Raw genomic sequence first — 24964 nt, forward strand, 5'->3', positions numbered from 1 at the left:
TAACGCCCACAATTACCCAGGAGTTACCCGATGAATGCTCGTCTGCTTGGTTTGGCCATGGTTGTTGGATTGACGCTGCCCGTGGCGGCTCAGGCGCAGATGCTGGCGCCGGGCTTGTGGGAATTGACCACCAGCAATATGAAAGTCGATAACCAGGACTTGCCCGACCTGTCGCTGATCCTCGGTCAGCTCAAGCAACAGATGACGCCCGAACAGCGCGCCATGCTCGAAAAACAGGGCATCACCATGGCCGGCAAAGGCGTGCAGGTTTGCCTGACGCCTGCCCAGGTCGCGTCTGATTCCATTCCCTTGACCGACCCGCAATCGGGCTGCAAACAGCAAGTGACCGACAAAACCGGCAACCAGTGGAAATTCCGTTTCAGCTGCCCGAAAGCCCAAGGCACTGGCGTTGCGACCTTCCAGAGCCAGCAGGAATTCACCACCACCGTCAACGGTACCTTCAATGCCACCGGCGTTCAGCAGAAGGGCAGCCTGGACACTCACGCCCAATGGCTGGGCAACGATTGCGGTACGGTCAAACCCCGCGCTTAACGCAGAAAGTGCAGGGGCAGCCCCTGGCAACTGTCGATCACCTGGCCGTTGTGCCACGCCAGGTGGCCGGACACCAGGGTGGTACTGACGCTGTGGCGAAAGCTGCGCTCGGCGAAGGGCGTCCAGCCGCAGCGTGCAAGAATCGGCTGGCTGCTGACGGGTTTGCCTTCGGGCTCAGGTTTGATCAACACCAGATCGGCCCAATAGCCCTCACGTAGATAGCCTCGATCCGGGATCGCGAACAGGTCGGCCACACGGTGACTGGTCTTCGCCACCAGTGTGGTCAGCGGCACATGCCCGTCAATCACCAGCTCCAACAACGCCGGCAGCGCGTGCTGCACCAATGGCAGGCCTGACGGCGCTTCGCGATAGCCCAACTGTTTTTGCGCCCAGGTATGCGGCGCATGATCACTGCCGATCACATCCAGACGATTACTCAGCAAGGCCAGGCGCAGCGCGTCGCGGTCGGCGCGGGTCTTGATCGCCGGGTTGCATTTGATCTGGTGGCCAAGGCGGTGATAGTCGCGGTCATCGAACAGCAGATGGTGCAGGCAAACCTCGGCAGTGATGCGTTTCTCGGCCAAAGGCTTGTCTTCGAACAGGGCCAACTCGCGAGCGCTGGTCAGGTGCAGCACGTGTAGGCGCGTGCCGTGCCGCTGGGCCAGTTCCACCGCAAAAGACGATGAGCGAAAACAGGCTTCGGCATCCCGGATCAGCGGGTGGGCGACGGCGGGAATGTGCTCGCCGAAGCGCTCACGCAGGCGCTGCTCATTCGCCAGGATGCTCGGCGTGTGTTCGCAGTGGGCGAGAAGGATGGTCGGTACTTCGGCAAACAGTCGCTCGAGAATTCGCGGGTCGTCCACCAGCATGTTGCCGGTGGAGGCGCCCATGAACACTTTCACCCCGGCCACTTCACGCGGATCGAGGGCAGCGACGATGTCCAGGTTGTCGTTGCTCACGCCAAAGTGAAAGCCGTAGTTGGCCACCGAGTGCAGCGCGGCGCGGCGCTTCTTATCGGCCAGGGCTTCCAGGTTCAGGGTGGCAGGGTGGGTGTTGGGCATGTCCATGAAACTGGTGATGCCACCGGCCACCGCCGCGCGGGATTCACTGTAAAAACTGCCCTTGTCGGGCGCGCCAGGTTCGCGAAAGTGCACCTGGTCGTCGATCATGCCTGGCAGCAGCCATTGACCCCGGGCGTCAATTTCCAGCGGCTCGTTGTAGCCTTCGAGGCTGGCGGCAATCTTCTCGATGCGGCCATTGGCGACCAGTACATCGGCATCGAACTCCCAGCCTTCATTCACCAGGCGGGCATTGCGAATCAGCAGGCGGCTCATGATTCAGAACTCGTTTTGCAGGGCTTTGTAACCACGCACCAGGTCGACATTGGTGCGCGCCACGTCTTCAGAAAACTCTGAGGCGCTGACACTCACCGGCGGAAATTGCGACAGGTTGGTGTTCGGGCCAATGCGGGTGGTGGAGGGCACGTAGAACGCGGCGGGCAAGTCGCGGCCGTCGACCACCGAGTTGTGGCGCACCACGCAGCCATCGCCGACGGCGCAGTTGAACAGCACGCTGTTGAAGCCGATGAACACGCGGTCGCCGACGGTGCAGGGGCCGTGGACGATAGAGCGATGCGCGATGGAGGTAAATTCTCCAATGGTCACCGCCGCGCCGGATTTGGAGTGGATGACCACGCCGTCCTGAATGTTTGAATTGGCGCCAATGGTGATCGGGTCCATGTCGCCGGTGGCGTCGACTTCGTCAGCGCGGATCACGGCGTAAGGGCCGACGAAGACGTTCTCGCCGATGATGACCTTGCCGCAGATGATCGCGGTTTTATCCACGTAGGCCGATTCGGCAATCACCGGCAGATCGCCGGAAGGGTTCTTGCGGATCATGCAGCGGGCTCCTTTTTTAGGGGCGAAGTGATGATGTGAACGAAGGCGCCGTCGATGGCGTTGTAGAAGCAGGTGGGCCGGCCGGTGTGGCAGGCCGGGCCTTGTTGGTCGACGATCAGCAGCACGGCGTCGCCGTCGCAATCCAGCCGGGCTTCGACCAACTGTTGCCAGTGGCCGGAGCTTTCACCTTTGCGCCACAGCTGCCTGCGCGAGCGCGACCAATAGCAGACTTGCCCGGTGGCCAGGGTTTCGGTGAGGGCCTGGCGGTTCATCCAGGCCAGCATCAACACCTCACCGCTGCCGTGTTGCTGGGCGACGGCGGCAATCAGACCGTCGCTGTTCCACGCCACGGCGTCGAGCACGGTGTGGAGTGGAAAGCGGCGGCCCATGGCAGCCTCTTCCAGGTCGAGCATGCTCAGGGTCATGGCTTGCTCAGGGCCGCGCACAGGGTGTTGAGGTTGTATTCGAACAGCCCGGTAAAGGTGCTGGCCGGGCCTTGGGCGGCGAGGGCGTCGGAGTACAAGGTGCCGCCGATTTGCGCGCCGCTTTCGTCAGCAATTTGCTTGAGCAGGCGCGAGTCTTTGATGTTCTCCATGAACACGGCTTTGACCTTGTCTTTGCGGATCTGGGTGATCAGCGCCGCGACTTCGGCGGCAGACGGTTCGCGTTCAGTCGACAGACCCTGGGGCGCGAGGAACTGAATGCCATAGGCCTGGCCCAGGTAACCGAAGGCGTCATGCGAGGTGACGATGCGACGGTTGCCCGGTGGCAGCGCGCCGAACCGGGTCTTGGCCTCGGCCAGCAGGCGGTAGATTTCTTTCAGGTAGGTTTGGCTGTTGCGCTGGTAATCGGCTTTGTTGGCCGGGTCGGCGGCAATCAACGCCTTGGTGATGTTGTTCACATAGATTTCGGCGTTGGCCAGGTTATGCCAGGCGTGCGGGTCGGGGATGGTTTCGCCGTCTTCTTCCATGGTGTGAGAGATCACGCCTTTGCTGGCGGTCACGACCGTGGCTTTGGTTTCGGTGCTGGTCACCAGGCGGTCCAGCCAGGGCTCGAAGCCAAGGCCGTTCTTGATGATGACCCGGGCCTTGAGCAGCGCCTTGGCGTCGTCCGGCGTGGGTTCGTAGGTATGGGCATCGGCGTCCGGGCCGACCATGTTGCTGATCTGGATGTGATCGCCACCGATCTGGTGGGTGATGTCATCCAGAATACTGAAGCTGGTCACCACTTGAAGTTTGTCGGCGGCCTGAGCCATCGACAAGGGCAGCAAAAGGCTGAACATCACGAGTAGAGCGCGCATCGGGAAACACCTCATTGGGATGTAAGAGAGGGCGGGCGGCGCAGCAAGCCGTGCACCGGACCGAAGACCACGGACAGCAAATACCCGCCGCCCGCCACCAGCACGATGGCCGGGCCGCTGGGCAGTGAGTAGTAGAACGACAGCAACAAACCGAACCACACCGACAGGCATCCCAGCACCGCCGATACTGCAATCAACACCGGCAGGCGCCGGCTCCAGAAGCGTGAAGCAATCGCCGGCAACATCATCAAACCCACCACCATCAACGCGCCGATGGCCTGGAAACCGATCACCAGGTTCAGCACCACCAAGGTCAGAAATAACCCATGAGCGAGTGGGCCGAGGCGGCTGACGGTTTGCAGGAACAATGGGTCGAGGGTGTCGAGCAGTAACGGTTTGTAGATCAGCGCCATGGCGATCAGGCTGAAACCGGAGACCCAGAGCATGCCGGTAAGGGTGGTTTCATCCACGGCCAACGCGGAGCCGAACAGCAGGTGCAGCAGGTCCAGGCGCTTGCCTGCGATGCCGAGGATCAGCACGCCGGCGGCGAGGGAGATCGGGTAGATGGCGGCAAGGCTGGCGTCTTCACGCAGGCCGGTGCGGCGAGTGATCCACGCGGATAAACCGGCCATGCTCAGGCCGGCACCGAGGCCGCCGATGGTCAGCGCGGGCAGGCTGAGCCCGGCAAACCAGAAGCCAAGCGCGGCGCCTGGCAGGATGCCGTGAGCCACCGCGTCGCCGATCAGGCTCATGCGCCGCAGGATCAGAAACACACCCAGCGGCGCGGTGCTGCAGGCGAGTACAAGCCCGCCGATGAGTGCGCGGCGCATGAACACGAAGTCGAAAAAGGGCATCCACAGGTGGGCGGCAAAGTGCATCAGGCCACCTGCATTTGGGGTTGGGGGCGGATCAGCTCTTTGCTGGGGCCGAACACGCACCCGGTGCTTTTGATCTGCACCAGGTGCTGGGTGTGGTGGCGCACGGAGGCCAGGTCGTGACAGACGACTATGATTGTGCGGCCCTGGTCGTGCCAGGCGTGAATGTGTTTCCAGCACAGCGCCTGTCCGTCTTCATCGAGGGCGGCGTGGGGTTCGTCGAGTAACAACACGGGCGTTTCGGCCAGGCTCATGCGGGCGAGCAGGGCGCGTTGCAGTTCGCCGCCGGACAAGGCCATCAGCGGGCGATGTTCCAGCCCACTGAGGCACCAGTCCTCCAGCACCGCCTGCAGACGTTCGTTGCGTTGGGCTGGCGTGAGCTGGGTGCCCCAGAAGCCGGCGGCGACCAGCTCTTGCAGGTTGATGGGGAACTGGCGATCCAAGTGCTGCTGCTGCGGCAGGAACGACAGGCCACCCCGGCGCGGAACCTCCACGCTGACCTTGCCCGCCAGCGGTTTTTGCAAACCGGCGATCACTTTGAGCAGGCTGCTTTTGCCGGTGCCGTTGGCGCCAATGATGCCGGTGAGGCTGCCTTTTTCCAGGGTCAAATCCAGTGCCGGGGTGAGCGGTTGCCCAGGTGCACCCCAGCGCAAAGCGTTACAGGTGATCATGCAGAGTCTCTCGTCCAGCGGCTTTCAGCCACGGCATCGTGCGCGTGCAGGCTTTCGGCGTGGATCACTTTCAGGTGGAAGGCTTTGACGGCATCCGAGCGTTTCAAGGCGAGGTTGAGGCGGCGTGCGGCGTCTTCACAGAACATCAGGTTCTGCCCGTTGGCCAGGGCGAAGGCTTGTTCGTCCGCACGTTTCACCGCGGTTTGCACGGCGGTACCGAGCGCGGCTTCGACGTCATCGATCAGGTCGGTGAGCGGCAAGGTGGACTGATTGGCGTCCAGCTCGATAGAGAGTTGTGCGCTGCTGCGTTGGCTGTGGGGCGTGGCGACGATGCCGTTGGCGCTGCCGAGCCAGGTCAGTACGTCTTCGTGTTGCAGCGGCGTGTTGGCGAAATCTTCAAGAAATTGCTGCTGAATCAATTGCCTGGCGAGCGCAGCGGAGCAGGGGCAGGTTGAGGAATAGGTAACGTCAATTTTTAGTTCCACGTGGAACATCTGGTTTTCCAGACGTGCCTCGATGCACACCGGGTAGCCTTTCCAACCAGCCAATGGGCTGACCAATGCCGGGCGTTTGAGCAGCAAATCCGTGTGAATTCGTAGGTAGGCGTTCTTAGATAATCCTTCATGACTCTCAAGAAAGCGCTGCAGTACATTACGCAGAAGTGCAGGCGTAAGAAGCTGCTGGTCGAGCATTTCCAGGGCCAGGTACAGGCGCGACATATGAATGCCGCGGGCCTCGCCGTCGTCCAGGCTGACGCCAGCATCGGCGGTGGCAGTCAGGCGTTGGCCGTCGATGAGAATGGGCAAGGCGATGCCGCACATGCCTACCCAGTCGAGCGGCAAGGCTTGGCGTGAAGCCTGCGCGGCGATATCCGGCAGAGTCAGCGCATTCATGAGCAGGTCCATCGTTGGAAATAAAAAGACATGTTATATTATAACTATTGAGTCGACGATGATTTTTCTGCTCCAGCCTTTCTTCAGTCATGTCGAGCAGGGACGCTCCTCTATTCGCGGTATATGTCATGCACAGACGTCAGCTCCTCAACCTGCTGCTGGTCAGCCCTCTGTTCACCTTTCCATTGGGGGCTTTTGCCACGCAGATTCGCAATGCGCGCCTGTGGCGCTCCGACGACAAACTGCGGCTGGTGTTCGACCTCAGCGGCCCGGTGCAATACAAGACCTTTTCCCTGACCTCACCGGAGCGCTTGATCATCGACCTGAGCGGCGCCGGGCTCAGCGGCGATTTCTCGCAGTTGGCCTTGAAGAACAGCGGAATCACTTCGATCCGCTCCGGGCATTTTGGTAAAGGCGATACGCGCATCGTGCTGGACCTGGCCGCACCGATGCAGGTCAACAGTTTCTTGTTGCCGCCGCAGGATGGCCAAGGTCATCGCCTGGTACTCGACCTGAGCAGCGCCACCCACGCGCCGCGCCAGATCGCCGCGCAGCCGCAACCTCTGGTGGCGCCGGTGGACAAGGTGCATCCCAAGCGCGACATCATCGTAGTGGTCGATCCCGGCCACGGTGGCAAAGACCCAGGCGCAATCGGTTCCAAGGGCCAGCGCGAAAAGGACGTGGTGTTGTCCATCGCCCAATTGCTGGCCAAACGCTTGAAGCGTGAAAAAGGCTTTGACGTGAAACTGGTGCGCAACGACGACTTCTTCGTACCGCTGCGCAAGCGCGTGGACATCGCCCGTCAGCACAAGGCGGATATGTTTATCTCGGTGCACGCCGATGCCGCGCCACGGCTCACGGCCTCCGGGGCGTCGGTGTATGCGTTATCTGAAGGCGGCGCCACCTCCGCCACGGCGCGCTTCATGGCGCAGCGTGAAAATGGCGCGGACCTGCTGGGTGCCACCACCTTGCTCAATCTCAAGGACAAGGACCCGATGCTGGCCGGGGTGATTCTCGACATGTCGATGAACGCCACCATCGCCTCCAGCCTGCAGTTGGGCAGCTCCGTGTTGGGCAGCCTGCAAAACATCACCACGCTGCACCAGAAGCGCGTGGAGCAGGCAGGGTTTGCGGTGCTCAAGTCACCGGATGTGCCGTCGATCCTGGTCGAGACCGGGTTCATTTCCAACACCCAGGACGCTCAGCGGTTGGTCACTGCGCGCCATCAACAGGCGGTGGCGGATGGGCTTTTCGAAGGCCTGAAAAAGTACTTCGAGAAGAACCCACCGATGAACAGCTACATGGCGTGGGTTCAGGAGCAGAAGAACGGCCAGGTCTAGCAGCCGGTAATACGGCTGCACGTGAACTTCGCACGGGTGCCACCTGAGCTGGAAAACCGGTTGATGGTGGTCCAGCCCACGCGGCGCGTATAGCCGACCCACGCCTCACCATCGGACGCCAACCCGGTAAAGAACGTCAGCTGCCCATAGCGGCTGTTGGTCTGTGCCCAGTAGCGTTTGCCGATCACCTCGAAACCGCGCAAATAGGTGGTGCTGCCGGCAGCCGCCACGCTGTAGGCATTCCCCAGCGGATCCACGCAAGCCAGCAGGTTGGCGCTGCGTACGCAGTTAGCCGCCAGGCTCGGCGTTTGTGCGCAGGCAGGTCCTGCCACTGCCAATAACAGGGCGCACAGCAGATATTTCATAAGGTTTCTCGGGGGCTGGAACGGGCTCAAGCATTGCGCCCTTCGTCGTGACGAGCAAGGGGATTGGCTTATTTGTGTTGTTATACTATAACATAAAAACCCAGCCTGACCCGTGAACTGCTTTCCATGACTGAACAAGACCTCCTTGCCCAATCGCCCAACGATTACATGAATGAAGCCCAGCAAGGTTTCTTCCGCGAGCTGCTGCTGGGCCAGCGTTTTGAACTGCAAGCGCGCATCGAAGCCGAGTTCCTGGTGCTGCGCGAGCAGGAAACCAACAGCGACCCCGCCGATGTGGGCAGCGCCGAGGAACAGCGCCAATGGCAACTGCGCCTGCTGGAGCGCGAAAAAAAGCTGCTGGACAAGATCGACGACGCGCTTGAACTGCTGGCCCGTGGCGAATACGGCTGGTGCCGTGAAACCGGCGACCCCATTGGCCTGAAACGCCTGCTGCTGCGCCCCACAGCGACCCTGAGTATCGAAGCCAAAGAACGTGAAGAGCTGCGCGAACGCCATCAACGGGCGATTTGACCGGCCAACCCTGATGAGGAACACCTGATGCCCAATCGTCTCCCCGTTACCGTGTTGTCCGGCTTTCTCGGCGCAGGCAAAAGCACGCTGCTCAACTACGTCCTGCGCAATCGCGACAATTTGCGAGTGGCGGTGATCGTCAACGACATGAGCGAAATCAACATCGACGGCAGCGAGGTGCAGCGCGACGTCACCCTCAACCGCTCCGAAGAAAAACTGGTAGAGATGAGCAACGGCTGCATCTGCTGCACCTTGCGTGAAGACTTGCTGGAAGAAGTCGGAAAACTCGCCAAAGAAGGTCGGTTCGATTACCTGTTGATCGAGTCCACCGGCATTTCCGAGCCGTTACCCGTGGCCGAAACCTTCACCTTCCGCGACGAAAACGAGCAAAGCCTGGCCGATATCGCGCGCCTGGACACCATGGTCACCGTGGTCGACGGCATGAACTTCCTGCTCGACTACCAGGCCGCCGAAAGCCTGGCCTCACGCGGTGAGACCTTGGGAGAGGAGGACGAACGCTCAATCACTGACCTGCTGATTGAGCAGATCGAATTTGCTGACGTAATCCTGATCAGCAAGATCGACCTGATCAGCAGCCGTGAGCGCGAGGAACTGATGGCGATTCTCGAACGCCTCAACGCTCAGGCCGAAATTATCCCGATGGTCATGGGCGAAGTGCCGCTGAACAAAATCCTCAACACTGGCCGCTTCGACTTCGAGCGCGCCGCCCAGGCGCCGGGCTGGTTACAGGAACTGCGCGGTGAACATGTGCCGGAAACCGAAGAATACGGCATTGCCTCCACGGCTTATCGCGCGCGCCGGCCGTTTCATCCTCAGCGTTTTTTCGACTTTATCGACCGCCCGTGGGTGAACGGCAAACTGCTGCGCTCCAAGGGCTTTTTCTGGCTGGCCAGCAAGCATCAGGATGCAGGCAGTTGGTCCCAGGCTGGCGGGCTGATGCGCCATGGTTTTGCCGGGCGTTGGTGGCGTTTTGTGCCGAAAAGCCAATGGCCGCAGGATCAAGAAAGCGTGGCGGCGATCATGGCCAACTGGCAGCTGAGTACCGGTGATTGCCGCCAGGAATTGGTGTTCATCGGGCAAAACATCGACTTCAACCACATGCGTACCGAACTGGACGCCTGCTTGCTCACCGATGAAGAAATGGCCGTTGGCGTTGAAGGTTGGCGCCTGCTGGCTGACCCCTTTGGCCCCTGGTTCGAGCAGGTCGCCTGATGCTGGCCCCGGTTATCCCATTGCGTCCCGTGATCCGCCAAACGCGCGGTGAAACCCCGCTGGCGCTGGCTGACATTCTGGAAGACGGGGTGAACCTGGCGGTTTGGCAGCGTCAACTGCCGCTGCACATCGCCGAATTCGGTGCCCTGCTGGTGGCGCTCAATGAGCCGCTGGCCGATTCCAGGGTAATTGAGCTCAACAACGAAGACGCTGTACCGAACTTGCAGGGTTTGGCGTCCAGTTGCCGTGATCTTGAAGGCTACGAAGGCTTTATTGCCGATGTGTCCTGGTTGGTCAGCGCGTTCGCCTGTTTGCTCGGCGCCAAACGCATTGGCGTGCGCTTGCGGCTGCTGGACAAGGCCATGTGCCCGCGTTTTCACGTTGACCACGTGCCGGTGCGACTGATCACCACCTACGCCGGCATTGGCAGCCAGTGGCTGCGCGAAGGTGTGATGGACCGCCGTAAGCTGGCCCAGTCGGACGCGCAACCCACCGAGTGCATCGAGCAGATCCTCTGCGGCGAAGTCGCCATGCTCAAGGGCACCCAATGGCATGGCAACGAAGCTCACGGCTTGATTCATCGCTCGCCTGCACTCAAGGCTGATGAGCGACGGTTGATCCTGACGCTGGATTGGCTCGCATAACCGGGTAGGATCAAGCTCTCTACACGGTCTGAATGATGCCACTGATGCTGCAGAACATTCCCACCCACGTGATTGCCGGACCGTTGGGCGCCGGCAAGACCAGCCTGATCAAACACCTTCTGGCCCAACGCCCGGCCAACGAGCGCTGGGCCGTGTTGATCAACGAGTTCGGGCAGATCGGTCTGGACGCTGCCTTGCTCACTCAGGATGACGACGGCATTGCCTTGGGCGAGGTGGCAGGCGGCTGCCTGTGTTGTGTGAATGGTGCACCGTTCCAGGTAGGCCTGGGCCGCCTGCTGCGTAAGGCCAAGCCTGATCGGCTGTTTATCGAGCCCTCTGGCCTGGGCCACCCGGCGCAGTTGCTCAGGCAACTGCGGCAGGCGCCGTGGCAGGACGTGCTGGCGGTTCAGCCGTGCGTACTGGTGCTGGATGCCCAGGCGCTGGCGGCGGGTAAACCCTTGCCTGATGCGCAACGCGAGACGCTGGCCAGTGCCGGGCTGTTGGTGTTGAACAAGGATGAGACGCTGGATGCCGCGCAGCGCCAGGCCATTGAACAGCAATTACCCGACTGCCCGCTTTACTGGACGCGCCAGGCGCACGTGCCGCTCGACCTGTTGCCCGGCTTGGACGCGCAAGGCCGCACTGCTGTGGATAACTTCGATGCGCCCAAAGGCTTAGCGCAGATGCCAGCCATCTGGACCGATCCGACGCTGCCAATCTGCCTCAGCCAGGCTCAAGAGGGCGGCTGGAGCATCGGCTGGCGTTGGCACCCTAGTCAGCAATTCGACACCGTGCGCCTGCATCGCTGGCTGACAAGTCTGGTGTGGCGCCGCGCCAAACTGGTTATCCACAGCCCTGAAGGTTGGCTCAGCGCCAACGCTGTGGATAACGGCGCACTCCTCTGGCAACCGAGTGAATGGCGCCGTGACTCACGTATTGAATTGATCTTCAGTCAGCCACAGGACGTGGCTGCATTGCAGGACGCCTTGACCGCCTGCCGTCAGTGACGGTTCTTGCTGGCGTGGTCCTGGCGCCATTGGCTCAGCTCGATCACTTCAGCGCTGGGCAGCGGCGTTTTGATCTCGAACGGGTAGGGCGCCAGTTCGATCTGCGCGCTGTGAGCACCAAACTGAGTGATCGTCCCGGGATGGCGTGCTTCGCCGGTCACGGTGAACTCAAAATTGTAGATGCGCGCCAGACGGCGCCGACCCTTGGCGTCCCTCACAAAACCGATGCGTTTCAACGCCACCGCGCCATCGAGCAGCTCGATATCGAGCTTGGCGCAATGCTGCTTGACCCGCTCCAGCGCCCGCTCGCGCAGGCCGTGGTTGTGCCAGACCCAGGCGGCGCCGGTCGCCAGCAGCATCAACACAAAGATGTTTCCCAGGGTCAGCATGCGATGAACTCCAACAAAGTGAGAGCAGCTTAACTGTGTCTCTGGTCTGTCGTATAGGCCGTGTTTAGTCGCATACTGCGCGGCCAGAATTTCAATGGCTTTACGGAAATCTCCCGCATGAAACGCACACCTCATCTGCTTGCGATCCAGTCTCATGTGGTTTTTGGCCACGCCGGAAACAGCGCCGCCGTGTTCCCCATGCAGCGGGTCGGGGTGAATGTCTGGCCGCTCAACACGGTGCAGTTCTCCAATCACACTCAGTATGGTCAGTGGGCGGGCGAAGTGTTGGCGCCGCAGCAGATTCCGGCGCTGGTGGAAGGGATTGCCGCAATCGGCGAGCTGGGTAACTGCGATGCAGTGCTGTCCGGCTACCTCGGCAGCGCAGCCCAAGGCCGTGCGATTTTGACCGGCGTGGCGCGCATCAAGGCCATCAACCCCAAGGCCTTGTACTTGTGCGACCCGGTGATGGGCCACCCGGAAAAGGGTTGCATCGTGCCCCAGGAAGTCAGCGATTTCCTGTTGGACGAAGCGGCAGCGATGGCGGATTTCCTTTGCCCCAACCAGTTGGAGCTGGACAGTTTTGCCGGGCGCAAGCCGCAATCGCTGTTCGATTGCCTGGGCATGGCCAAGGCGCTGCTGGCACGCGGGCCCAAGGCCGTGCTGGTCAAGCACCTGGATTATCCGGGCAAGCTGCCGGACGGTTTTGAGATGCTGTTGGTGACTGCCGATGGCAGCTGGCACTTGCGTCGGCCACTGCTGGCGTTCCCGCGTCAGCCGGTGGGCGTGGGCGACCTGACGTCGGGGCTGTTCCTGGCGCGGGTGCTGCTGGGTGACAGCCTGCTGGCAGCCTTCGAATTCACCGCCGCCGCGGTGCATGAAGTGCTGCTGGAAACCCAGGCCTGCGCCAGCTACGAGCTAGAACTGGTCCGCGCCCAGGACCGCATCGCCCATCCTCGCGTGCGCTTCGAAGCCACACCGATCGGTCTGTAAACCCACAAAACCCAATGTGGGAGCGGGCAAGCCCGCTCCCACATTTTGGTCTGGTTTGCAGCTTGGGGCTTACGGCCCGTCTGCCTTGATTTCCTGATAGCGCTTTTCCAGCTCCTGGCGAATCTGCCGGCGCTGCTGCGCCTGCACGAACCGGCGCTTGTCTTCGCTGTTGTGCGGCTGCAGTGGCGGCACGGCGGCGGGTTTGCGCTGGTCGTCCACGGCCACCATGGTGAAGAAGCAGCTATTGGTATGGCGCACCGAGCGCTCGCGGATGTTCTCGGTCACCACCTTGATGCCCACTTCCATCGACGTGTTGCCGGTGTAGTTGACCGAGGCGAGGAAGGTCACCAGCTCGCCGACATGGATCGGTTCGCGAAAAATCACCTGGTCCACCGACAAGGTCACTACATAGCGACCGGCATAACGGCTCGCACAGGCGTAGGCCACTTCGTCGAGGTACTTGAGCAGGGTGCCGCCGTGAACATTGCCTGAGAAGTTGGCCATGTCAGGGGTCATCAGTACCGTCATCGACAGCTGGGCGTTTCCGGGTTCCATAGCACACTCACGGGTTGTAGGCATCGGTTGGGGTGGCACCTCTGCGGGTGCTGAAATCTTTGCAGCGCCATCCCTAACGGGACGCCGGTGGGCGGCTTGCCGTCACGCCTGCACCGATCTGTTTCCATATATTGCACCGGCTTTCTGCCGGAAGTCGCGGTGTTAACCTTCAAAAGCCCGTCTCAGGGCATTTCTTACGATTAAGGCCGACTTTTCCTTCCGCTTATTGCGACCGTTCATAGGCGCCGGTGGAAGTGGGAAAAGCGCCAGTACCCTCAAGGAGCCCCTCGCCATGCACGCCATCAGCTTTATCCAGGACTTGGCCGTGATCATGCTGGTGGCAGGGGTTGTCACCATCCTGTTTCACCGCCTCAAGCAACCGGTGGTGTTGGGGTATATCGTCGCCGGGTTCATCATCGGCCCTCACACGCCACCGTTCGGCCTGATCCACGACGAAGACACCATCAAGACCCTCGCCGAACTGGGGGTGATCTTCCTGATGTTTTGCCTGGGCCTGGAGTTCAGCCTGCGCAAACTGTTCAAGGTCGGGGCCACGGCGTTTATCGCCGCATTCCTCGAGATCATCCTGATGATCTGGATCGGCTACGAAATCGGCCGCTGGTTCGATTGGAACACCATGGACTCGCTGTTCCTCGGCGCCATCCTGGCGATCTCCTCAACCACCATCATCGTCAAGGCGCTCAACGACCTGAAGATGAAAAACCAGCGCTTTGCCCAGCTGATTTTCGGCGTGCTGATCGTAGAAGACATCCTCGGTATCGGCATCATCGCCTTGCTGTCGAGCATCGCCGTCAGCGGCACGGTCAGTTCCGGCGAGGTGTTTTCCACCGTCGGCAAACTCTCGCTGTTCATGATCGTCGCGCTGGTCATCGGCATTCTGCTGGTGCCGCGCCTGCTGGCCTATGTGGCCAAGTTCGACAGTAACGAGATGCTGCTGATCACTGTGCTCGGCCTGTGTTTCGGCTTCTGCCTGCTGGTGGTGAAGCTCGAATACAGCATGGTGCTGGGGGCATTCCTGATCGGCGCGATCATGGCCGAGTCCCGTCAGTTGATTAAGATCGAACGCCTTATAGAGCCGGTTCGCGACATGTTCAGCGCGATCTTCTTTGTCGCGATTGGCTTGATGATCGACCCACAGATCCTGCTGCAATACGCCTGGCCTATCGCGGTCATCACCGTGGCGGTGGTGCTGGGCAAAATGTTGTCTTGTGGCCTGGGGGCGTTTATCGCCGGCAACGACGGCCGCACCTCGCTGCGCGTAGGCATGGGGCTGTCACAGATTGGGGAGTTTTCCTTCATCATCGCCGCATTGGGGATGACCTTGCAGGTGACCAGCGACTTCCTCTACCCGGTGGCCGTGGCGGTGTCGGCGATCACCACGCTGCTCACGCCGTACCTGATTCGCGGCGCCGACCCGTTATCGTTGAAGATTGCGGCGGTGATGCCCAAGCGCATGAGCCGGGTGTTCGGTATGTATGGCGAATGGTTGCGCAGCATCCAGCCTCAGGGCGAGGGCGCAATGCTGGCGTCGATGATTCGCAAGATCATCCTGCAAGTGGGGGTAAACCTGGCGTTGGTGGTGGCGATCTTTTTTGCCGGCAGCTTTTTTGCGGCGCGCATCGGTGGGTATCTGGAGGGCTGGATCAGCGAACCAAGCTGGCAGAAGGCGTTGATCTGGGGCGGGGCGTTGCTGTTGTCGCTGCCGTTTTTGATTGCGGCGTATCGCAAGCTCAAGGCGCTGTCGATGTTGCTGGCAGAGATGAGCGTCAAGCCGGAAATGGCCGGAAGGCATACCCAGCGCGTACGACGAGTGATCGCCGAACTGATCCCCATCCTGTCGCTGCTGGTGATTTTCCTGCTGCTGGCAGCCTTGTCGGCCAGTATCTTGCCAACCAACAAGTTGCTGGTGCTGATCGCCGTGGTGGCGGCAGCGGTGGCGGCGGTGCTCTGGCGGTGGTTCATCCGCGTGCATACGCGGATGCAGGTTGCCTTGCTGGAGACCCTGGATAACCACAAGGACACGCCGGAGCACTAAGCCGAGTGGCGCATTCTTGTGGCGAGCGAGCTTGCTCGCGTTGGGCTGCGCAGCAGCCCTAAAACCGCCACATTGCAACATCTGAAAGAACGCGTCGCCCTGGTTGGGGCCGCTTCGCAGCCCAGCGCGAGCAAGCGCCCTTGCCACAGAAGCTTTGCGGAATCAGCTTTCCAGCCAGACGTCCCGCGCCCAGTGCCACACCGATTCCCAGGTTTCTTCGGTAACCAGTTCTTCTTCGCCGGACCACAGCACCACGGTGCCGTCTTCTTCGACGCAGTAGTAGTCGTCACCGTCCTGGCAGATCGGGATCATGCTGCGGTCAACACCGGCATCCCAGGCGTTGGCGGCCACGTCCGGCAGGTAGGTGTGGGACTGCGGGTCGGTAACCGTCACCGGCTCCAGGCTGCCATACACCACGTCGCTGACGGTGAGCAGGAATTCGCGGAAGACAAACGGGATGTCGATGAACAGTTGTTCTTCGATTTCCACAATTTGGTCTTCGTCAGGCAGTTCCAGAGGAACCGGGACCGGTTCGTTGGCTTCACGCAATTGTTCGATGATTTCTTCCACGGCCGGGATCCTCTTGCTAGTTGGCGCGGTTAATAGGGCGTTTTATACAGTAGCTCGCTATAAGTGCAACCGCGAAATAGAAAACCCCGGAACATGTCCGGGGTTTTTATTACCAGGTGCTCAAGCGTGCGGTTATCAGCCGTTCTGGCGGATACCGGCGACCAGCCAAGGCTGGTTGTCGCCCTGGGCGCGTTCCATGTTCCAGCTTTCGCTGAACACTTCGCCCTGGTCGAAACGCGAAGTCTTCGACACGCCGCTGAAGGTCAAGGTGGCGATGGTCTTGTCGGCGCGATCATCCACACCTTCCAGTTGTACGCGCAGGTCGTCGATGTAGGTCGACTGGAAACCGTCGCCCAGGTCGGCACGTTCGCGCTTGAGGAACTCAAGCAGTTGTGGGGTCACGAACTCGGAGATCTTGTCCATTTCGTTGGCGTCCCAGTGCTGTTGCAGGGACTGGAAGTGGCTGCGGGCCGCTTCGACGAAACGCTCTTCGTTGAACCAGGCCGGTGCATTGATTACCGGACGGGCGGCAGCAGGTGCACCCGAACCACCGAAGATCGAACCCATGGCTGGTTTTTGCTCGAATACTTCACGCTGCATCGGCGCGCCGGCTGGAGCCATGTGCTCCTGCTGCTTGCGGCGACGGGCGGCGATGAAGCGGAAGATCAGGAAGGCGATGACCGCCATGATCAGGATGTCGAAGATCTGCATGCCCTGGAAGCCGCCGCCCATGAACATGGACGCAAGCAGACCACCGGCGGCGATACCGGCCAGAGGGCCTAACCAGCGCGAAGCACCGCCGGCCTTGGCAGCCGCGCCAGCAGCACCGGCTGCACCTGCAGTTGCCGCAGCACCGCCGGCACCGGCGGAAGGAGCCATTTGGCTGGTCTGGTGAGTCGGTGCCGAGCCCATGCTTTTGCCGCCACCGAAGCGCTTGGCGTTGGCGTCGAGGCTCATCGTCAGGCCGATGCACAACGCCATGGCGATGCTAAGAAAACGTTTCATAAAGGGAATTCCCATTTGTGGATTGCACGCGCGCCATGTTGCACAGGTGTCGTGACAGTGGCTAGCGGCATAATGTTTCGGGCTTTTACGTAAGACCAATTCCGAAGGGTCTGTAGGACTAGTTACAGATATTGGCCCGAGCGGGCGAAAAACAAGGGAGGGGCACGATTCTTCACATTGCAGGCGCCCGGCTAGCCGGGCGCCTGACAGTGAGCATGCAGTGTTTTAGATTGCTTCGAGCTTGGCGTAGCCCATCATCAGCCACTTGCTGCCTTCGGCGAAATTCACCTGCACCCGCGCCTGGGCACCCGCGCCTTCGAAGTTGAGAATCACGCCTTCGCCGAACACCGAATGCCTGACCTGCTGGCCAAGGCTGAACTGGGTTTCCGGAATCTCGGAGCCGGCAAACAGGGTGCTGGAATTCTGCTGCTGGCCGCCGCCGAACGGGCGGCTGACGCTGTTGGACAGGCGCACTTCCTGGATCAGTCCCTTCGGCACTTCACGTACGAAGCGCGACACCTTGTTGTAGGTCTCGCTGCCGTACAGGCGTCGGGTTTCGGCGTAGGTCATCACCAGATTCTGCATGGCACGGGTGATGCCCACGTAAGCCAGGCGACGTTCTTCCTCAAGGCGGCCGGGCTCTTCCAGGCTCATCTTGTGCGGGAACAGGCCTTCTTCCATGCCCACCAGGAACACATACGGGAACTCCAGGCCCTTGGCACTGTGCAAGGTCATCAGCTGGATGCTGTCTTCATGCTCATCGGCCTGGGTATCACCGGCTTCCAGCGACGCATGCCCGAGGAAGGCAGCAAGCGGCGTCAGCTCTTCATCGTCATCGGTGTTTTCGAACGCGCGGGCGGCGCTGACCAGTTCTTCAAGGTTTTCTACCCGCGCCTGGCCTTTCTCGCCTTTTTCCGCTTCGTGATAGGCGATCAGGCCCGATTGCTCAATCACGGTTTGGGTCATCAAATGCAGCGGCATTTCCGCGCATTTGGCGGCCAGGTTCTCGATCAGCTCGACGAACACACCCAAGGCACCGGCAGCGCGGCCGGTCAGGCCTTTATTGGCGATCAGCAAGCGCATGGCTTCCCACATCGACACATCGGCGTGGCGTGCGTGGTCGCGGATGGCCTCGACGGTTTTCTCGCCGATGCCACGTGCCGGAACATTGATCACCCGCTCCAGTGCCGCATCGTTGCCACGGCCTTCCAGCAAGCGCAGGTACGCCATGGCGTTCTTGATTTCCGCACGCTCGAAGAAGCGTTGGCCGCCATAGATGCGGTACGGAATACGTTCGCGCAGCAGGGCTTCTTCCAATACCCGCGATTGGGCGTTGGAGCGGTACAAGATGGCGATATCGTTACGCGCCAGCCCGGTTTTCAGCGCGCTTTCGATGGTTTCCACCACATAACGCGCTTCATCGTGCTCGTTGAACGCGGCGTACAGGTTGATCGCTTCGCCTTCGCCGCCGTCGGTCCACAGCTCTTTGCCCATGCGCCCGGTGTTATTGGCGATCAGTGCGTTGGCAGCCTTGAGGATGCCGGCGGTGGAGCGGTAATTCTGCTCCAGACGGATAGTGATCGCGTCCGGAAAGTCGTCGGAATACTGGTAGATGTTCTCGATTTTCGCGCCACGCCAGCCGTAGATCGACTGGTCGTCATCGCCCACCACCATCAGGCTGTCGCCACCTTTGGCCAGCAAGCGCAACCAGGCGTACTGCACGGCGTTGGTGTCCTGGAATTCGTCCACCAGGATATGCCGGAAGCGCTTCTGGTAATGCGCCAGCAAGCCTGGGTTGTCGCGCCACAGGTCGAGGGCGCGCAGCAGCAGCTCGGAGAAGTCGATCACGCCGGCACGCACGCAGGCGGCCTCGTAGGCTTCATAAATGCTGCGCATGGTGGCCAGGAATAAATCGCCACTGGCCTGGATATGTTGCGGGCGCAGGCCTTCGTCTTTCTGGCCGTTGATAAACCATTGCGCCTGACGCGCGGGCCAGCGCTGTTCATCCAGGCCCAGCTCGCGGATCACGCGCTTGACCAGGCGCTGCTGGTCATCGCTGTCGAGGATCTGGAAGGTCTGGCTCAGCCCCGCTTCCTGCCAATGCGCCCGCAACAAGCGGTGCGCCAGGCCGTGGAAGGTGCCCACCCACATGCCGGCCGGGCTGATACCCATCAACTGCTCGATGCGGTGGCGCATCTCGGCAGCCGCCTTGTTGGTGAAGGTCACCGACAGGATGGAATGCGGGGACGCGTTTTCAACCTGGATCAACCAGGCGATACGGTGCACCAGCACTCGGGTTTTACCGGAGCCAGCACCGGCCAGGACCAACTGACGGCCAACGGGGGCTGCTACGGCCTGGCGTTGGGCATCGTTGAGGGAGTTCAGCAAAAGGGAGAGATCATCGCGCATCGGCGCATTCTAGGGTGCCCGGGGGAGTGGGGCAAATCCCAATGCCGGGTGGTCACTCGAAAACGTCGGGCGTGTTTGGAGCCGGACAAACATTCTGGCGGGGCTGATGACCGGTCGGTCATAGGCCACAGCCCGCGCAGCACCTCGCTCAAGCTGTCTGGCTCCGAGTTTTGCGGCGGATTATCGTGCGGTTTTTATGACTTGGAGCAGTTTGGCCCAAGCGTTTGCTTGTGTATGCTCCGTGCACGTTTCGGGCTCACCATTATAAGAACACTGCCTATGACTCTCAGTCCTGACCTGTTCGGCCCCTCGGCGGCGCCTGCGCAGATCATTCGTAAACGTTACGCAACCGAGATGGCGGTCGAACGAACTCGCCTGCTGTACCAGGGCTCATTGCTGCCGACTTTATTGATGTTGGTGAACGGCCTGGTCTGCGCCTGGTTGCTGTGGAACCCCAAGCAATATCTGTTGGACAGCGTGTGGCTGGTTTGGCTGCTCGCCCTGGTGGCCCTGCGCGTTATCCAGGTGGCCGCGTTTGATTCGGCCATGCCCAGCCGCCAGGCCCAACCGATCTGGCGGCGCATGTTCATGCTCGGCTCGGCGGTCAGTGGCCTGACGTTAGCCACCGCTGCCATCGCGCTGGTGCCCGCGGACAGCTTCATGCAGCAGGCCTGGGTGTTCGGCCTGATCGGAGCCGCGACGCTGTCGGCCAGCGTCGCCTACGCGGTGAGCCTGCCCGCGTTCCTGTCCTTTGCCGTGCCGTGTCTGGTGCCGGCCATCCTCTATCTGTTTTGGAACGGCACGGCGCAGCAGCAAGGTTGGGGCGTGCTTGGCCTGATCCTGCTGGGCTCTTTGAGCCTGGTGGCGTGGCAGGTCAACCGCCTGATCCAGCGTGGCCTGCTGCGACGCTTTCAGAACCAGGCGCTGATCGAGCATTTACAGCAGGCGCAGCAGCGCAGCGAGCAGTTGAATCAGGAGCTGGTGCGCGAAGTCGAGCAGCGCCGCCAGGTCGAACAGGACCTGCGCGAGGCCCAGATCGGTCTGCAAGACCGCGTGGCGCAACGCAACCAGGAACTGGACGCCGCCAGCCTGGCCCTGAACAAAAGTGAAGCGCGCCTGGCCATGGCGCTGCAGGCCAGCGAACTGGGGCTGTGGGACTGGAACCTGCAAACCGACGAAGTCCATCACACTCAGCTCAAAGAGTTGTTCGGCCTTGAACCTGAATACGTCACGGCAATGCTCAGCCACCTCAAGCCGCGCCTGCACCCCGACGACTTGCCGCTGCTCAAGCGCGCACTGGTGGAGCATCTCAAAGGCCGTACCGAGGACTATCAGGTTGAATACCGCGTGCGCCACGGCGACGGTCACTGGGTCTGGATCGAAGACCGCGGCCGCGCCGTGGAGCGTTCGCCCAGTGGGCGGGTAACGCGCATGCTTGGCACCCGCCGCGACATCAGCGCCGGCAAGGCCCTGGAAGAACAGCAGCGGCTGGCCTCGACCGTGTTCGAGGCGGCCAGCGAAGGCATCGTGATTCTTGACCCGAACTATGCGCTGATCGCCGTCAACCAGGCTTTCAGCCGTGTCACCGGTTTTGAAATCGACGACATGCTCGGCCGCAACGTCGTGGAACTGCCCAGCAGCCGCGACGCCCGTCGTCACTTTCCGGTGATTCGCCAGGCCCTGCTCAGCCACGGTACCTGGCAGGGCGAGTTGGTCGAAACACGCAAGAATGGCGAACTGTATCCCCAATGGCTGCAACTGAACGTGGTGCGCGATGTTCGCGGAAATGTCAGCCATATCGTGGGCTTCTTCGCCGATCTGTCGGCGCGGCGTGAGTCCGAGGAGCGCATGCGCTACCTCACGCACTATGACGAGTTGACGGGCCTGGCCAACCGTTCACTGTTCCGCGAGCGACTGCGCGAAGCCCATGCGCGTGTGCGTCAGGGCGGGCGTAGCCTGGCGTTGCTGCATATCAACCTGGACCGCTTCAAGTTGCTGAACGACAGCCTGGGCCATGAAGTCGCCGACCAGCTGTTACAGAAAATGGCGCGTCGCCTGATCAACGCGTTGCCCGAGGCTGACACCATTGCGCGCCTGTCCGGCGATGAGTTCGCCGTGCTGTTCGACGCCTACGGCAACCTGTCGAGCCTGGCGCGAGTGGCCACGCGGCTGCTGGCAAAGCTGCGGGTGCCAGTGACGGTAGACGGGCATGAGTTGGTGGTCAGCGCCTCAATGGGTGTCAGCCTGCTGCCGGACAATGCGCGGGAAATTTCCGCGTTGGTCAGTCAGTCGAACATGGCCATGCAACATGCCAAGCACTTGGGCGGCAATAACTTCCAGTTCTACACCGACAGCCTGCAAGCCAGCACGCTTGAGCGTTTGCAGCTGGAGAACCACTTGCGCAAGGCCATCGACGAACGCCAGCTCACGGTGTTCTATCAGCCGAAACTGTGCCTGGCCACGGGCAAGCTGAACGCCGCCGAGGCGCTGATTCGCTGGGAGCATCCGCAGTGGGGCATGGTGCCGCCGGGGGACTTTATTGGCCTGGCCGAAGAAACAGGCCTGATCGTGCCGCTGGGCGAATTTGTCTTGCGCCAAGCCTGTTGGCAGGCGTGTGAATGGCAGCGCCAGGGGTTGGCGCCGATTCGGGTGTCGGTGAACCTTTCCGTGCATCAGTTGCGCCAGGGCAAGTTGGTCAGCCTGGTGCGCCAGGTGCTCGAAGAAACCGGCCTTGACCCGCAATACCTCGAATTGGAGCTGACCGAGAGCCAGTTGCTCGACAGCGTCGAGCACATCATTGCCACCTTCCAGCAACTGCGCGACCTGGGCGTGAAGCTGGCCATTGACGACTTTGGCACCGGCTACTCGTCCCTCAGCTACCTCAAGCGTATTCCCGTGGATTACGTGAAGATCGATCAGACGTTTATTCGCGGCCTGGGCCAGGGCCGTGAGGACGCTGCGATTACGCGCGCAATCATCGCCATGGCCCATGGGCTGGCGCTCAAGGTGGTGGCCGAAGGCGTGGAAGATCAGCAGCAGCTGGATTTCCTGCGAGGGGAGCGCTGTGACGAGGTGCAGGGCTATCTGATCAGTCGGCCGGTGGAGGCCGAGGGGCTGGCAGATTTGTTACGCAAAAATGCAGACTTTCCTTAAAGACGGCCAGCCCGCCTGTGTGGCTACACGGCGGCTGCCCGCTGATTCAAAGGGCATCAGGGCGATTTAGTGATGCATCGGACGGGCAAAACGGCAATTCTTGTAGTATAACTACAAGCTTGCTACATCCCTGGCGCCTGCCAATAACAAGAGTCCTGCCCTTTGAACCTGTTGCAACATATCGCCCAGTCGCGCCACCTGTTACGCAAATCGGAACTCAAGGTTGCCGATCACGTGCTGCTTGACCCTGCGGCCGTGATGCACAGTTCCATGGCCGACCTGGCCCACAGCGTGGGTATCAGTGAGCCGACCATCGTGCGTTTTTGCCGCGCCATCGGTTGCTCCGGGTTCCAGGACTTGAAACTCAAGCTGGCCCAGAGCCTGGCGGCGGGTGCGAGCTTTGGGCAATTTGCGATTCACGAAGACGATTCCGTCGCCGACTACAGCCTGAAAATCTTCGACACCACCTTGCACACCCTGATGGAAGTGCGAGAAAAGCTCGACCCGGTGGAGTTGCAGAAGGCCGTGACCGCAATGTCCCAGGCCCAGCGCGTCGAATTTTACGGCTTCGGTGCGTCGGGCGCCGTTGCTGCGGACGCCCAGCACAAATTCTTCCGCCTGCTGCTCACTGCAGCGGCTTACAGCGATCCGCACATGCAGGCGATGTCGGCGGTCACGCTGAAGCCGACGGATGTGGCGATCTGCATCTCCCAGTCCGGTCGCTCCAAAGACTTGCTGATCACCGCCAACCTGGTGCGTGAAAGCGGCGCGACGCTGATCACGCTGTGCCCAAGCCAGACGCCATTGGCAGAGCTGTCGACGGTCAACCTGGCGATCGACGTGCACGAAGACACCGAAATCTACACCCCGCTGACCTCGCGCATCGCCCACCTGGTGGTGATCGACGTGCTGGCGATGGGCGTGGCCATGGCGCGCGGCCCGAGCCTGGTCAACCACCTCAAGAGCGTGAAGCGCAGCTTGCGCAGCCTGCGTCTCTCGCCAAAATCGGTCAAAGCCCTCGACGACTGATTCAGGATCGCACCCGGTCCAAATGTGGGAGCTGGCTTGCCTGCGATAGCGTCATCTCGGTTTAACTGAAAAACCGCGGTGCCTGCATCGCAGGCACGCCAGCTCCCACAGGGAATCTCCTTCAATTTCGGAATATTCATCGTCCTGTAACCCCCACGCCGCCAAACCGTCATCCGCCGCGCCCATCCTGAACTCCCCGTACTCGCATTGGGAGACTCAACATGGCCCGGCAATACGAAGACAGCAGCACCGTCAAAACCCGTCGTCAGCAAGAAGACCAGCGCCGCATGGCGTTTCGTCGCGCAATCGAAGACCGTTGCGAAGAGCGCCAACTGCTCCAGAGCATCACGGACTACCCTGAACTTCACTGGCAGGCACCCGCGGCTGCCCAGCGAAACGCTCAGCCAACGCGCTGATCTGCACCCGCTCGCTGCGGATAAAGCCCAGGAACGCATGGGCCACCGGTGACAGGCGCTTGGCCTTGGCCTGCACCAGGCACCAACTGCGGTACAGCGGCAGTTCTTCCACCGGCAGCTCCTTGAGCCCGCCGGTGGCCAGTTCCAAGTTGATCGCGTGGCGCGTCAGCAGCGCCACGCCCAACCCCGCGCTCACGCATTCACGCTGCGCCTCGGCCGAGGCCACTTCCACCGTTTGGGTGAAATGCACGCGCTTTTCCTTGAAGTACTCCTCGCAGGCCAATCGCGTGCCGGAACCCGGCTCGCGCACCAGCAGCGTGTACGGTTCCAGGTCCTGCAGGCGCAGCGGGCCTTGAAGGCTCAAAGGGTGGTCGAGCGGCGCCACGGCGACAATCGGGTTGTTCAGAAACGGCAGAAATTCCAGGCCCATGTCCTGCGGCACCATGGACATGATCACCAGGTCATCACGGTTGTCTGAAAGCCTTCGAATCACTTGAGCGCGATTGACCACCGTCAGGTGCAACTGCACCTCGGGGTGCTGGCGCTTGAAGGCGGCAAACAGGTGCGGCACGAAGTATTTGGCACTGGATTCGATCGCCAGCTTCAGCTGGCCCTGCAGCGAGCCCTGCATGTCCGACAGCTGCATATCGAGGTTTTCCAGGCGCCCGAAAATATCCCGGCTGGCGCGTTGCAAGGCTTCGGCGGCCTCGGTCATGTAGAGCTTTTTGCCGACGTAATCGAACAGCGGCTGGCCGATCAGCTCTTCCAGCTGACGAATTTGTAGGCTTACGGCCGGTTGTGTGAGGGACATTTCCTCGGCGGCACGGCTGTAGGAGCGCAAATCACAGACTTCGTTGAAAATCTGCAACTGACGTAATGTCATACGCATCAATGACTTACGCATTATTTGAATCCTCTAGCCCCAGGCCGTTCGGCCAACTATAAGTGTTTACTTATACACAACCCAATAATTATTGATTTTTGTTAATCCTCCGTTGCGCCTAGTGTGTGTCTCGCGACTGTCATGAAACATTTGGTCACGCGCCGACCCGCACTCATCGGGTTGAAGACGCAGCAATCGGC

At 61.1% G+C, this 24964-nt stretch carries 25 protein-coding genes; 11 read left to right on the plus strand and 14 right to left on the minus strand.

Annotation, left to right across the window (positions count from 1 at the left end; translation table 11 throughout):
• Positions 1-30 precede the first annotated feature (30 nt).
• The gene (locus ACP7B3_RS09650; protein WP_119741192.1) at positions 31-552 is read left to right on the plus strand and encodes a DUF3617 domain-containing protein; all 522 of its coding nucleotides are present in this window, start codon (positions 31-33) and stop codon (positions 550-552) included.
• On the opposite strand, the gene ACP7B3_RS09655 is transcribed toward ACP7B3_RS09650, so the two are convergent.
• The 7 genes from ACP7B3_RS09655 to folE2 are packed head-to-tail and all read right to left on the minus strand — an operon-like array spanning position 549 to position 6189.
• Complete coding sequence (locus ACP7B3_RS09655; RefSeq protein WP_426178706.1) at positions 549-1886, minus strand: dihydroorotase; 1338 nt, start codon at positions 1884-1886, stop codon at positions 549-551. The genes ACP7B3_RS09650 and ACP7B3_RS09655 overlap by 4 nt on opposite strands.
• Positions 1887-1889: 3 nt before the next feature.
• A complete protein-coding gene (locus ACP7B3_RS09660; RefSeq protein WP_242201254.1) occupies positions 1890-2450 on the minus strand; it encodes a DapH/DapD/GlmU-related protein in 561 nt (186 codons plus the stop codon).
• Entirely contained in the window at positions 2447-2875 is a 429-nt protein-coding gene (gene hisI / locus ACP7B3_RS09665; RefSeq protein ID WP_242201252.1) for a phosphoribosyl-AMP cyclohydrolase, read from the minus strand. Before hisI ends, ACP7B3_RS09660 begins: the two co-directional genes overlap by 4 nt.
• Positions 2872-3750 carry a metal ABC transporter substrate-binding protein gene (locus ACP7B3_RS09670; RefSeq protein WP_242201250.1) on the minus strand — a complete coding sequence of 293 codons (879 nt, stop codon included), beginning with the start codon at positions 3748-3750 and terminating at the stop codon, positions 2872-2874. The genes hisI and ACP7B3_RS09670 overlap by 4 nt, the downstream gene beginning before the upstream one ends.
• Positions 3751-3761: 11 nt before the next feature.
• The gene (locus ACP7B3_RS09675) at positions 3762-4628 is read right to left on the minus strand and encodes a metal ABC transporter permease (protein ID WP_145158332.1); all 867 of its coding nucleotides are present in this window, start codon (positions 4626-4628) and stop codon (positions 3762-3764) included.
• Positions 4628-5296 carry a metal ABC transporter ATP-binding protein gene (locus ACP7B3_RS09680; protein WP_145158329.1) on the minus strand — a complete coding sequence of 223 codons (669 nt, stop codon included), beginning with the start codon at positions 5294-5296 and terminating at the stop codon, positions 4628-4630. Before ACP7B3_RS09680 ends, ACP7B3_RS09675 begins: the two co-directional genes overlap by 1 nt.
• Positions 5293-6189 carry a GTP cyclohydrolase FolE2 gene (gene folE2 / locus ACP7B3_RS09685; RefSeq protein ID WP_369302804.1) on the minus strand — a complete coding sequence of 299 codons (897 nt, stop codon included), beginning with the start codon at positions 6187-6189 and terminating at the stop codon, positions 5293-5295. The genes ACP7B3_RS09680 and folE2 overlap by 4 nt, the downstream gene beginning before the upstream one ends.
• A gap of 128 nt (positions 6190-6317) precedes the next feature.
• Between folE2 and ACP7B3_RS09690 the strand changes: the two genes are divergently transcribed.
• The gene (locus tag ACP7B3_RS09690; protein ID WP_426178707.1) at positions 6318-7529 is read left to right on the plus strand and encodes an N-acetylmuramoyl-L-alanine amidase; all 1212 of its coding nucleotides are present in this window, start codon (positions 6318-6320) and stop codon (positions 7527-7529) included.
• On the opposite strand, the gene ACP7B3_RS09695 is transcribed toward ACP7B3_RS09690, so the two are convergent.
• Complete coding sequence (locus tag ACP7B3_RS09695) at positions 7526-7894, minus strand: glutamine synthetase (protein WP_242201239.1); 369 nt, start codon at positions 7892-7894, stop codon at positions 7526-7528. The two genes, ACP7B3_RS09690 and ACP7B3_RS09695, sit on opposite strands and share 4 nt — an antisense overlap.
• A 126-nt stretch (positions 7895-8020) precedes the next feature.
• Here ACP7B3_RS09695 and dksA point away from each other — a divergent pair, with 126 nt between their 5' ends.
• The 4 genes from dksA to ACP7B3_RS09715 are packed head-to-tail and all read left to right on the plus strand — an operon-like array spanning position 8021 to position 11309.
• Positions 8021-8425, plus strand: coding sequence for an RNA polymerase-binding protein DksA (dksA, locus tag ACP7B3_RS09700; protein WP_145158317.1), 405 nt, complete (start codon positions 8021-8023; stop codon positions 8423-8425).
• Positions 8426-8452: 27 nt separating this feature from the next.
• A complete protein-coding gene (zigA, locus tag ACP7B3_RS09705) occupies positions 8453-9658 on the plus strand; it encodes a zinc metallochaperone GTPase ZigA (RefSeq protein ID WP_426178708.1) in 1206 nt (401 codons plus the stop codon).
• Positions 9658-10302: a DUF1826 domain-containing protein gene (locus ACP7B3_RS09710; RefSeq protein ID WP_426178709.1), complete on the plus strand. Its 645-nt coding sequence runs from the start codon at positions 9658-9660 to the stop codon at positions 10300-10302. Before zigA ends, ACP7B3_RS09710 begins: the two co-directional genes overlap by 1 nt.
• A gap of 44 nt (positions 10303-10346) precedes the next feature.
• On the plus strand, positions 10347-11309 hold the full coding sequence (locus ACP7B3_RS09715; protein WP_426178710.1) for a CobW family GTP-binding protein: 963 nt from the start codon (positions 10347-10349) through the stop codon (positions 11307-11309).
• Here ACP7B3_RS09715 and ACP7B3_RS09720 read toward each other — a convergent pair.
• Entirely contained in the window at positions 11303-11698 is a 396-nt protein-coding gene (locus ACP7B3_RS09720; protein WP_145158305.1) for a DUF3301 domain-containing protein, read from the minus strand. The genes ACP7B3_RS09715 and ACP7B3_RS09720 overlap by 7 nt on opposite strands.
• Before the next feature lie 117 nt (positions 11699-11815).
• On the opposite strand from ACP7B3_RS09720, the gene pdxY reads away from it, so the two are divergent.
• Complete coding sequence (gene pdxY, locus ACP7B3_RS09725) at positions 11816-12688, plus strand: pyridoxal kinase PdxY (protein ID WP_106575928.1); 873 nt, start codon at positions 11816-11818, stop codon at positions 12686-12688.
• Positions 12689-12757: 69 nt separating this feature from the next.
• Here the strand turns inward: pdxY and ACP7B3_RS09730 are convergent, their stop codons facing one another.
• Entirely contained in the window at positions 12758-13243 is a 486-nt protein-coding gene (locus ACP7B3_RS09730; RefSeq protein ID WP_076013223.1) for an acyl-CoA thioesterase, read from the minus strand.
• Positions 13244-13535: 292 nt separating this feature from the next.
• Between ACP7B3_RS09730 and ACP7B3_RS09735 the strand changes: the two genes are divergently transcribed.
• On the plus strand, positions 13536-15299 hold the full coding sequence (locus tag ACP7B3_RS09735; RefSeq protein ID WP_369302811.1) for a cation:proton antiporter: 1764 nt from the start codon (positions 13536-13538) through the stop codon (positions 15297-15299).
• A 162-nt stretch (positions 15300-15461) separates the two neighbouring features.
• On the opposite strand, the gene ACP7B3_RS09740 is transcribed toward ACP7B3_RS09735, so the two are convergent.
• From ACP7B3_RS09740 to uvrD, 3 genes are all read right to left on the minus strand, one after another.
• The gene (locus ACP7B3_RS09740; protein ID WP_017135771.1) at positions 15462-15869 is read right to left on the minus strand and encodes an SMI1/KNR4 family protein; all 408 of its coding nucleotides are present in this window, start codon (positions 15867-15869) and stop codon (positions 15462-15464) included.
• Between the two features lie 135 nt (positions 15870-16004).
• On the minus strand, positions 16005-16874 hold the full coding sequence (locus ACP7B3_RS09745; RefSeq protein ID WP_242201229.1) for a Tim44 domain-containing protein: 870 nt from the start codon (positions 16872-16874) through the stop codon (positions 16005-16007).
• Between the two features lie 225 nt (positions 16875-17099).
• Positions 17100-19283 carry a DNA helicase II gene (uvrD, locus tag ACP7B3_RS09750; RefSeq protein WP_242201227.1) on the minus strand — a complete coding sequence of 728 codons (2184 nt, stop codon included), beginning with the start codon at positions 19281-19283 and terminating at the stop codon, positions 17100-17102.
• A gap of 279 nt (positions 19284-19562) precedes the next feature.
• Between uvrD and ACP7B3_RS09755 the strand changes: the two genes are divergently transcribed.
• From ACP7B3_RS09755 to ACP7B3_RS09765, 3 genes are all read left to right on the plus strand, one after another.
• Positions 19563-22436, plus strand: coding sequence for a GGDEF domain-containing phosphodiesterase (locus tag ACP7B3_RS09755; protein ID WP_242201224.1), 2874 nt, complete (start codon positions 19563-19565; stop codon positions 22434-22436).
• A 162-nt stretch (positions 22437-22598) separates the two neighbouring features.
• Positions 22599-23465, plus strand: coding sequence for a transcriptional regulator HexR (gene hexR, locus ACP7B3_RS09760; protein ID WP_010168370.1), 867 nt, complete (start codon positions 22599-22601; stop codon positions 23463-23465).
• Positions 23466-23686: 221 nt separating this feature from the next.
• Positions 23687-23881 (plus strand): PA3496 family putative envelope integrity protein, encoded by a 195-nt coding sequence (locus ACP7B3_RS09765; RefSeq protein ID WP_145158291.1) that lies wholly within the window; start codon positions 23687-23689, stop codon positions 23879-23881.
• Here ACP7B3_RS09765 and ACP7B3_RS09770 read toward each other — a convergent pair.
• Complete coding sequence (locus ACP7B3_RS09770; protein ID WP_426178711.1) at positions 23811-24785, minus strand: LysR family transcriptional regulator; 975 nt, start codon at positions 24783-24785, stop codon at positions 23811-23813. The genes ACP7B3_RS09765 and ACP7B3_RS09770 overlap by 71 nt on opposite strands.
• Positions 24786-24964: the final 179 nt, after the last annotated feature.

Source organism: Pseudomonas sp. TWRC1-2 (assembly GCF_049896685.1).
Lineage (GTDB): Bacteria > Pseudomonadota > Gammaproteobacteria > Pseudomonadales > Pseudomonadaceae > Aquipseudomonas.

Excerpts from the sequence above, each read along its gene's own strand:
- ACP7B3_RS09650 (WP_119741192.1), top strand. The coding sequence starts at position 31 with ATGAATGCTCGTCTGCTTGGTTTGGCCATGGTTGTTGGATTGACGCTG.
- ACP7B3_RS09655 (WP_426178706.1), bottom strand. The coding sequence starts at position 1,886 with ATGAGCCGCCTGCTGATTCGCAATGCCCGCCTGGTGAATGAAGGCTGG.
- ACP7B3_RS09660 (WP_242201254.1), bottom strand. The coding sequence starts at position 2,450 with ATGATCCGCAAGAACCCTTCCGGCGATCTGCCGGTGATTGCCGAATCG.
- hisI (WP_242201252.1), bottom strand. The coding sequence starts at position 2,875 with ATGACCCTGAGCATGCTCGACCTGGAAGAGGCTGCCATGGGCCGCCGC.
- ACP7B3_RS09670 (WP_242201250.1), bottom strand. The coding sequence starts at position 3,750 with ATGCGCGCTCTACTCGTGATGTTCAGCCTTTTGCTGCCCTTGTCGATG.
- ACP7B3_RS09675 (WP_145158332.1), bottom strand. The coding sequence starts at position 4,628 with ATGCACTTTGCCGCCCACCTGTGGATGCCCTTTTTCGACTTCGTGTTC.
- ACP7B3_RS09680 (WP_145158329.1), bottom strand. The coding sequence starts at position 5,296 with ATGATCACCTGTAACGCTTTGCGCTGGGGTGCACCTGGGCAACCGCTC.
- folE2 (WP_369302804.1), bottom strand. The coding sequence starts at position 6,189 with ATGAATGCGCTGACTCTGCCGGATATCGCCGCGCAGGCTTCACGCCAA.
- ACP7B3_RS09690 (WP_426178707.1), top strand. The coding sequence starts at position 6,318 with ATGCACAGACGTCAGCTCCTCAACCTGCTGCTGGTCAGCCCTCTGTTC.
- ACP7B3_RS09695 (WP_242201239.1), bottom strand. The coding sequence starts at position 7,894 with ATGAAATATCTGCTGTGCGCCCTGTTATTGGCAGTGGCAGGACCTGCC.
- dksA (WP_145158317.1), top strand. The coding sequence starts at position 8,021 with ATGACTGAACAAGACCTCCTTGCCCAATCGCCCAACGATTACATGAAT.
- zigA (WP_426178708.1), top strand. The coding sequence starts at position 8,453 with ATGCCCAATCGTCTCCCCGTTACCGTGTTGTCCGGCTTTCTCGGCGCA.
- ACP7B3_RS09710 (WP_426178709.1), top strand. The coding sequence starts at position 9,658 with ATGCTGGCCCCGGTTATCCCATTGCGTCCCGTGATCCGCCAAACGCGC.
- ACP7B3_RS09715 (WP_426178710.1), top strand. The coding sequence starts at position 10,347 with ATGCTGCAGAACATTCCCACCCACGTGATTGCCGGACCGTTGGGCGCC.
- ACP7B3_RS09720 (WP_145158305.1), bottom strand. The coding sequence starts at position 11,698 with ATGCTGACCCTGGGAAACATCTTTGTGTTGATGCTGCTGGCGACCGGC.
- pdxY (WP_106575928.1), top strand. The coding sequence starts at position 11,816 with ATGAAACGCACACCTCATCTGCTTGCGATCCAGTCTCATGTGGTTTTT.
- ACP7B3_RS09730 (WP_076013223.1), bottom strand. The coding sequence starts at position 13,243 with ATGGAACCCGGAAACGCCCAGCTGTCGATGACGGTACTGATGACCCCT.
- ACP7B3_RS09735 (WP_369302811.1), top strand. The coding sequence starts at position 13,536 with ATGCACGCCATCAGCTTTATCCAGGACTTGGCCGTGATCATGCTGGTG.
- ACP7B3_RS09745 (WP_242201229.1), bottom strand. The coding sequence starts at position 16,874 with ATGAAACGTTTTCTTAGCATCGCCATGGCGTTGTGCATCGGCCTGACG.
- uvrD (WP_242201227.1), bottom strand. The coding sequence starts at position 19,283 with ATGCGCGATGATCTCTCCCTTTTGCTGAACTCCCTCAACGATGCCCAA.
- ACP7B3_RS09755 (WP_242201224.1), top strand. The coding sequence starts at position 19,563 with ATGACTCTCAGTCCTGACCTGTTCGGCCCCTCGGCGGCGCCTGCGCAG.
- ACP7B3_RS09765 (WP_145158291.1), top strand. The coding sequence starts at position 23,687 with ATGGCCCGGCAATACGAAGACAGCAGCACCGTCAAAACCCGTCGTCAG.
- ACP7B3_RS09770 (WP_426178711.1), bottom strand. The coding sequence starts at position 24,785 with ATGCGTAAGTCATTGATGCGTATGACATTACGTCAGTTGCAGATTTTC.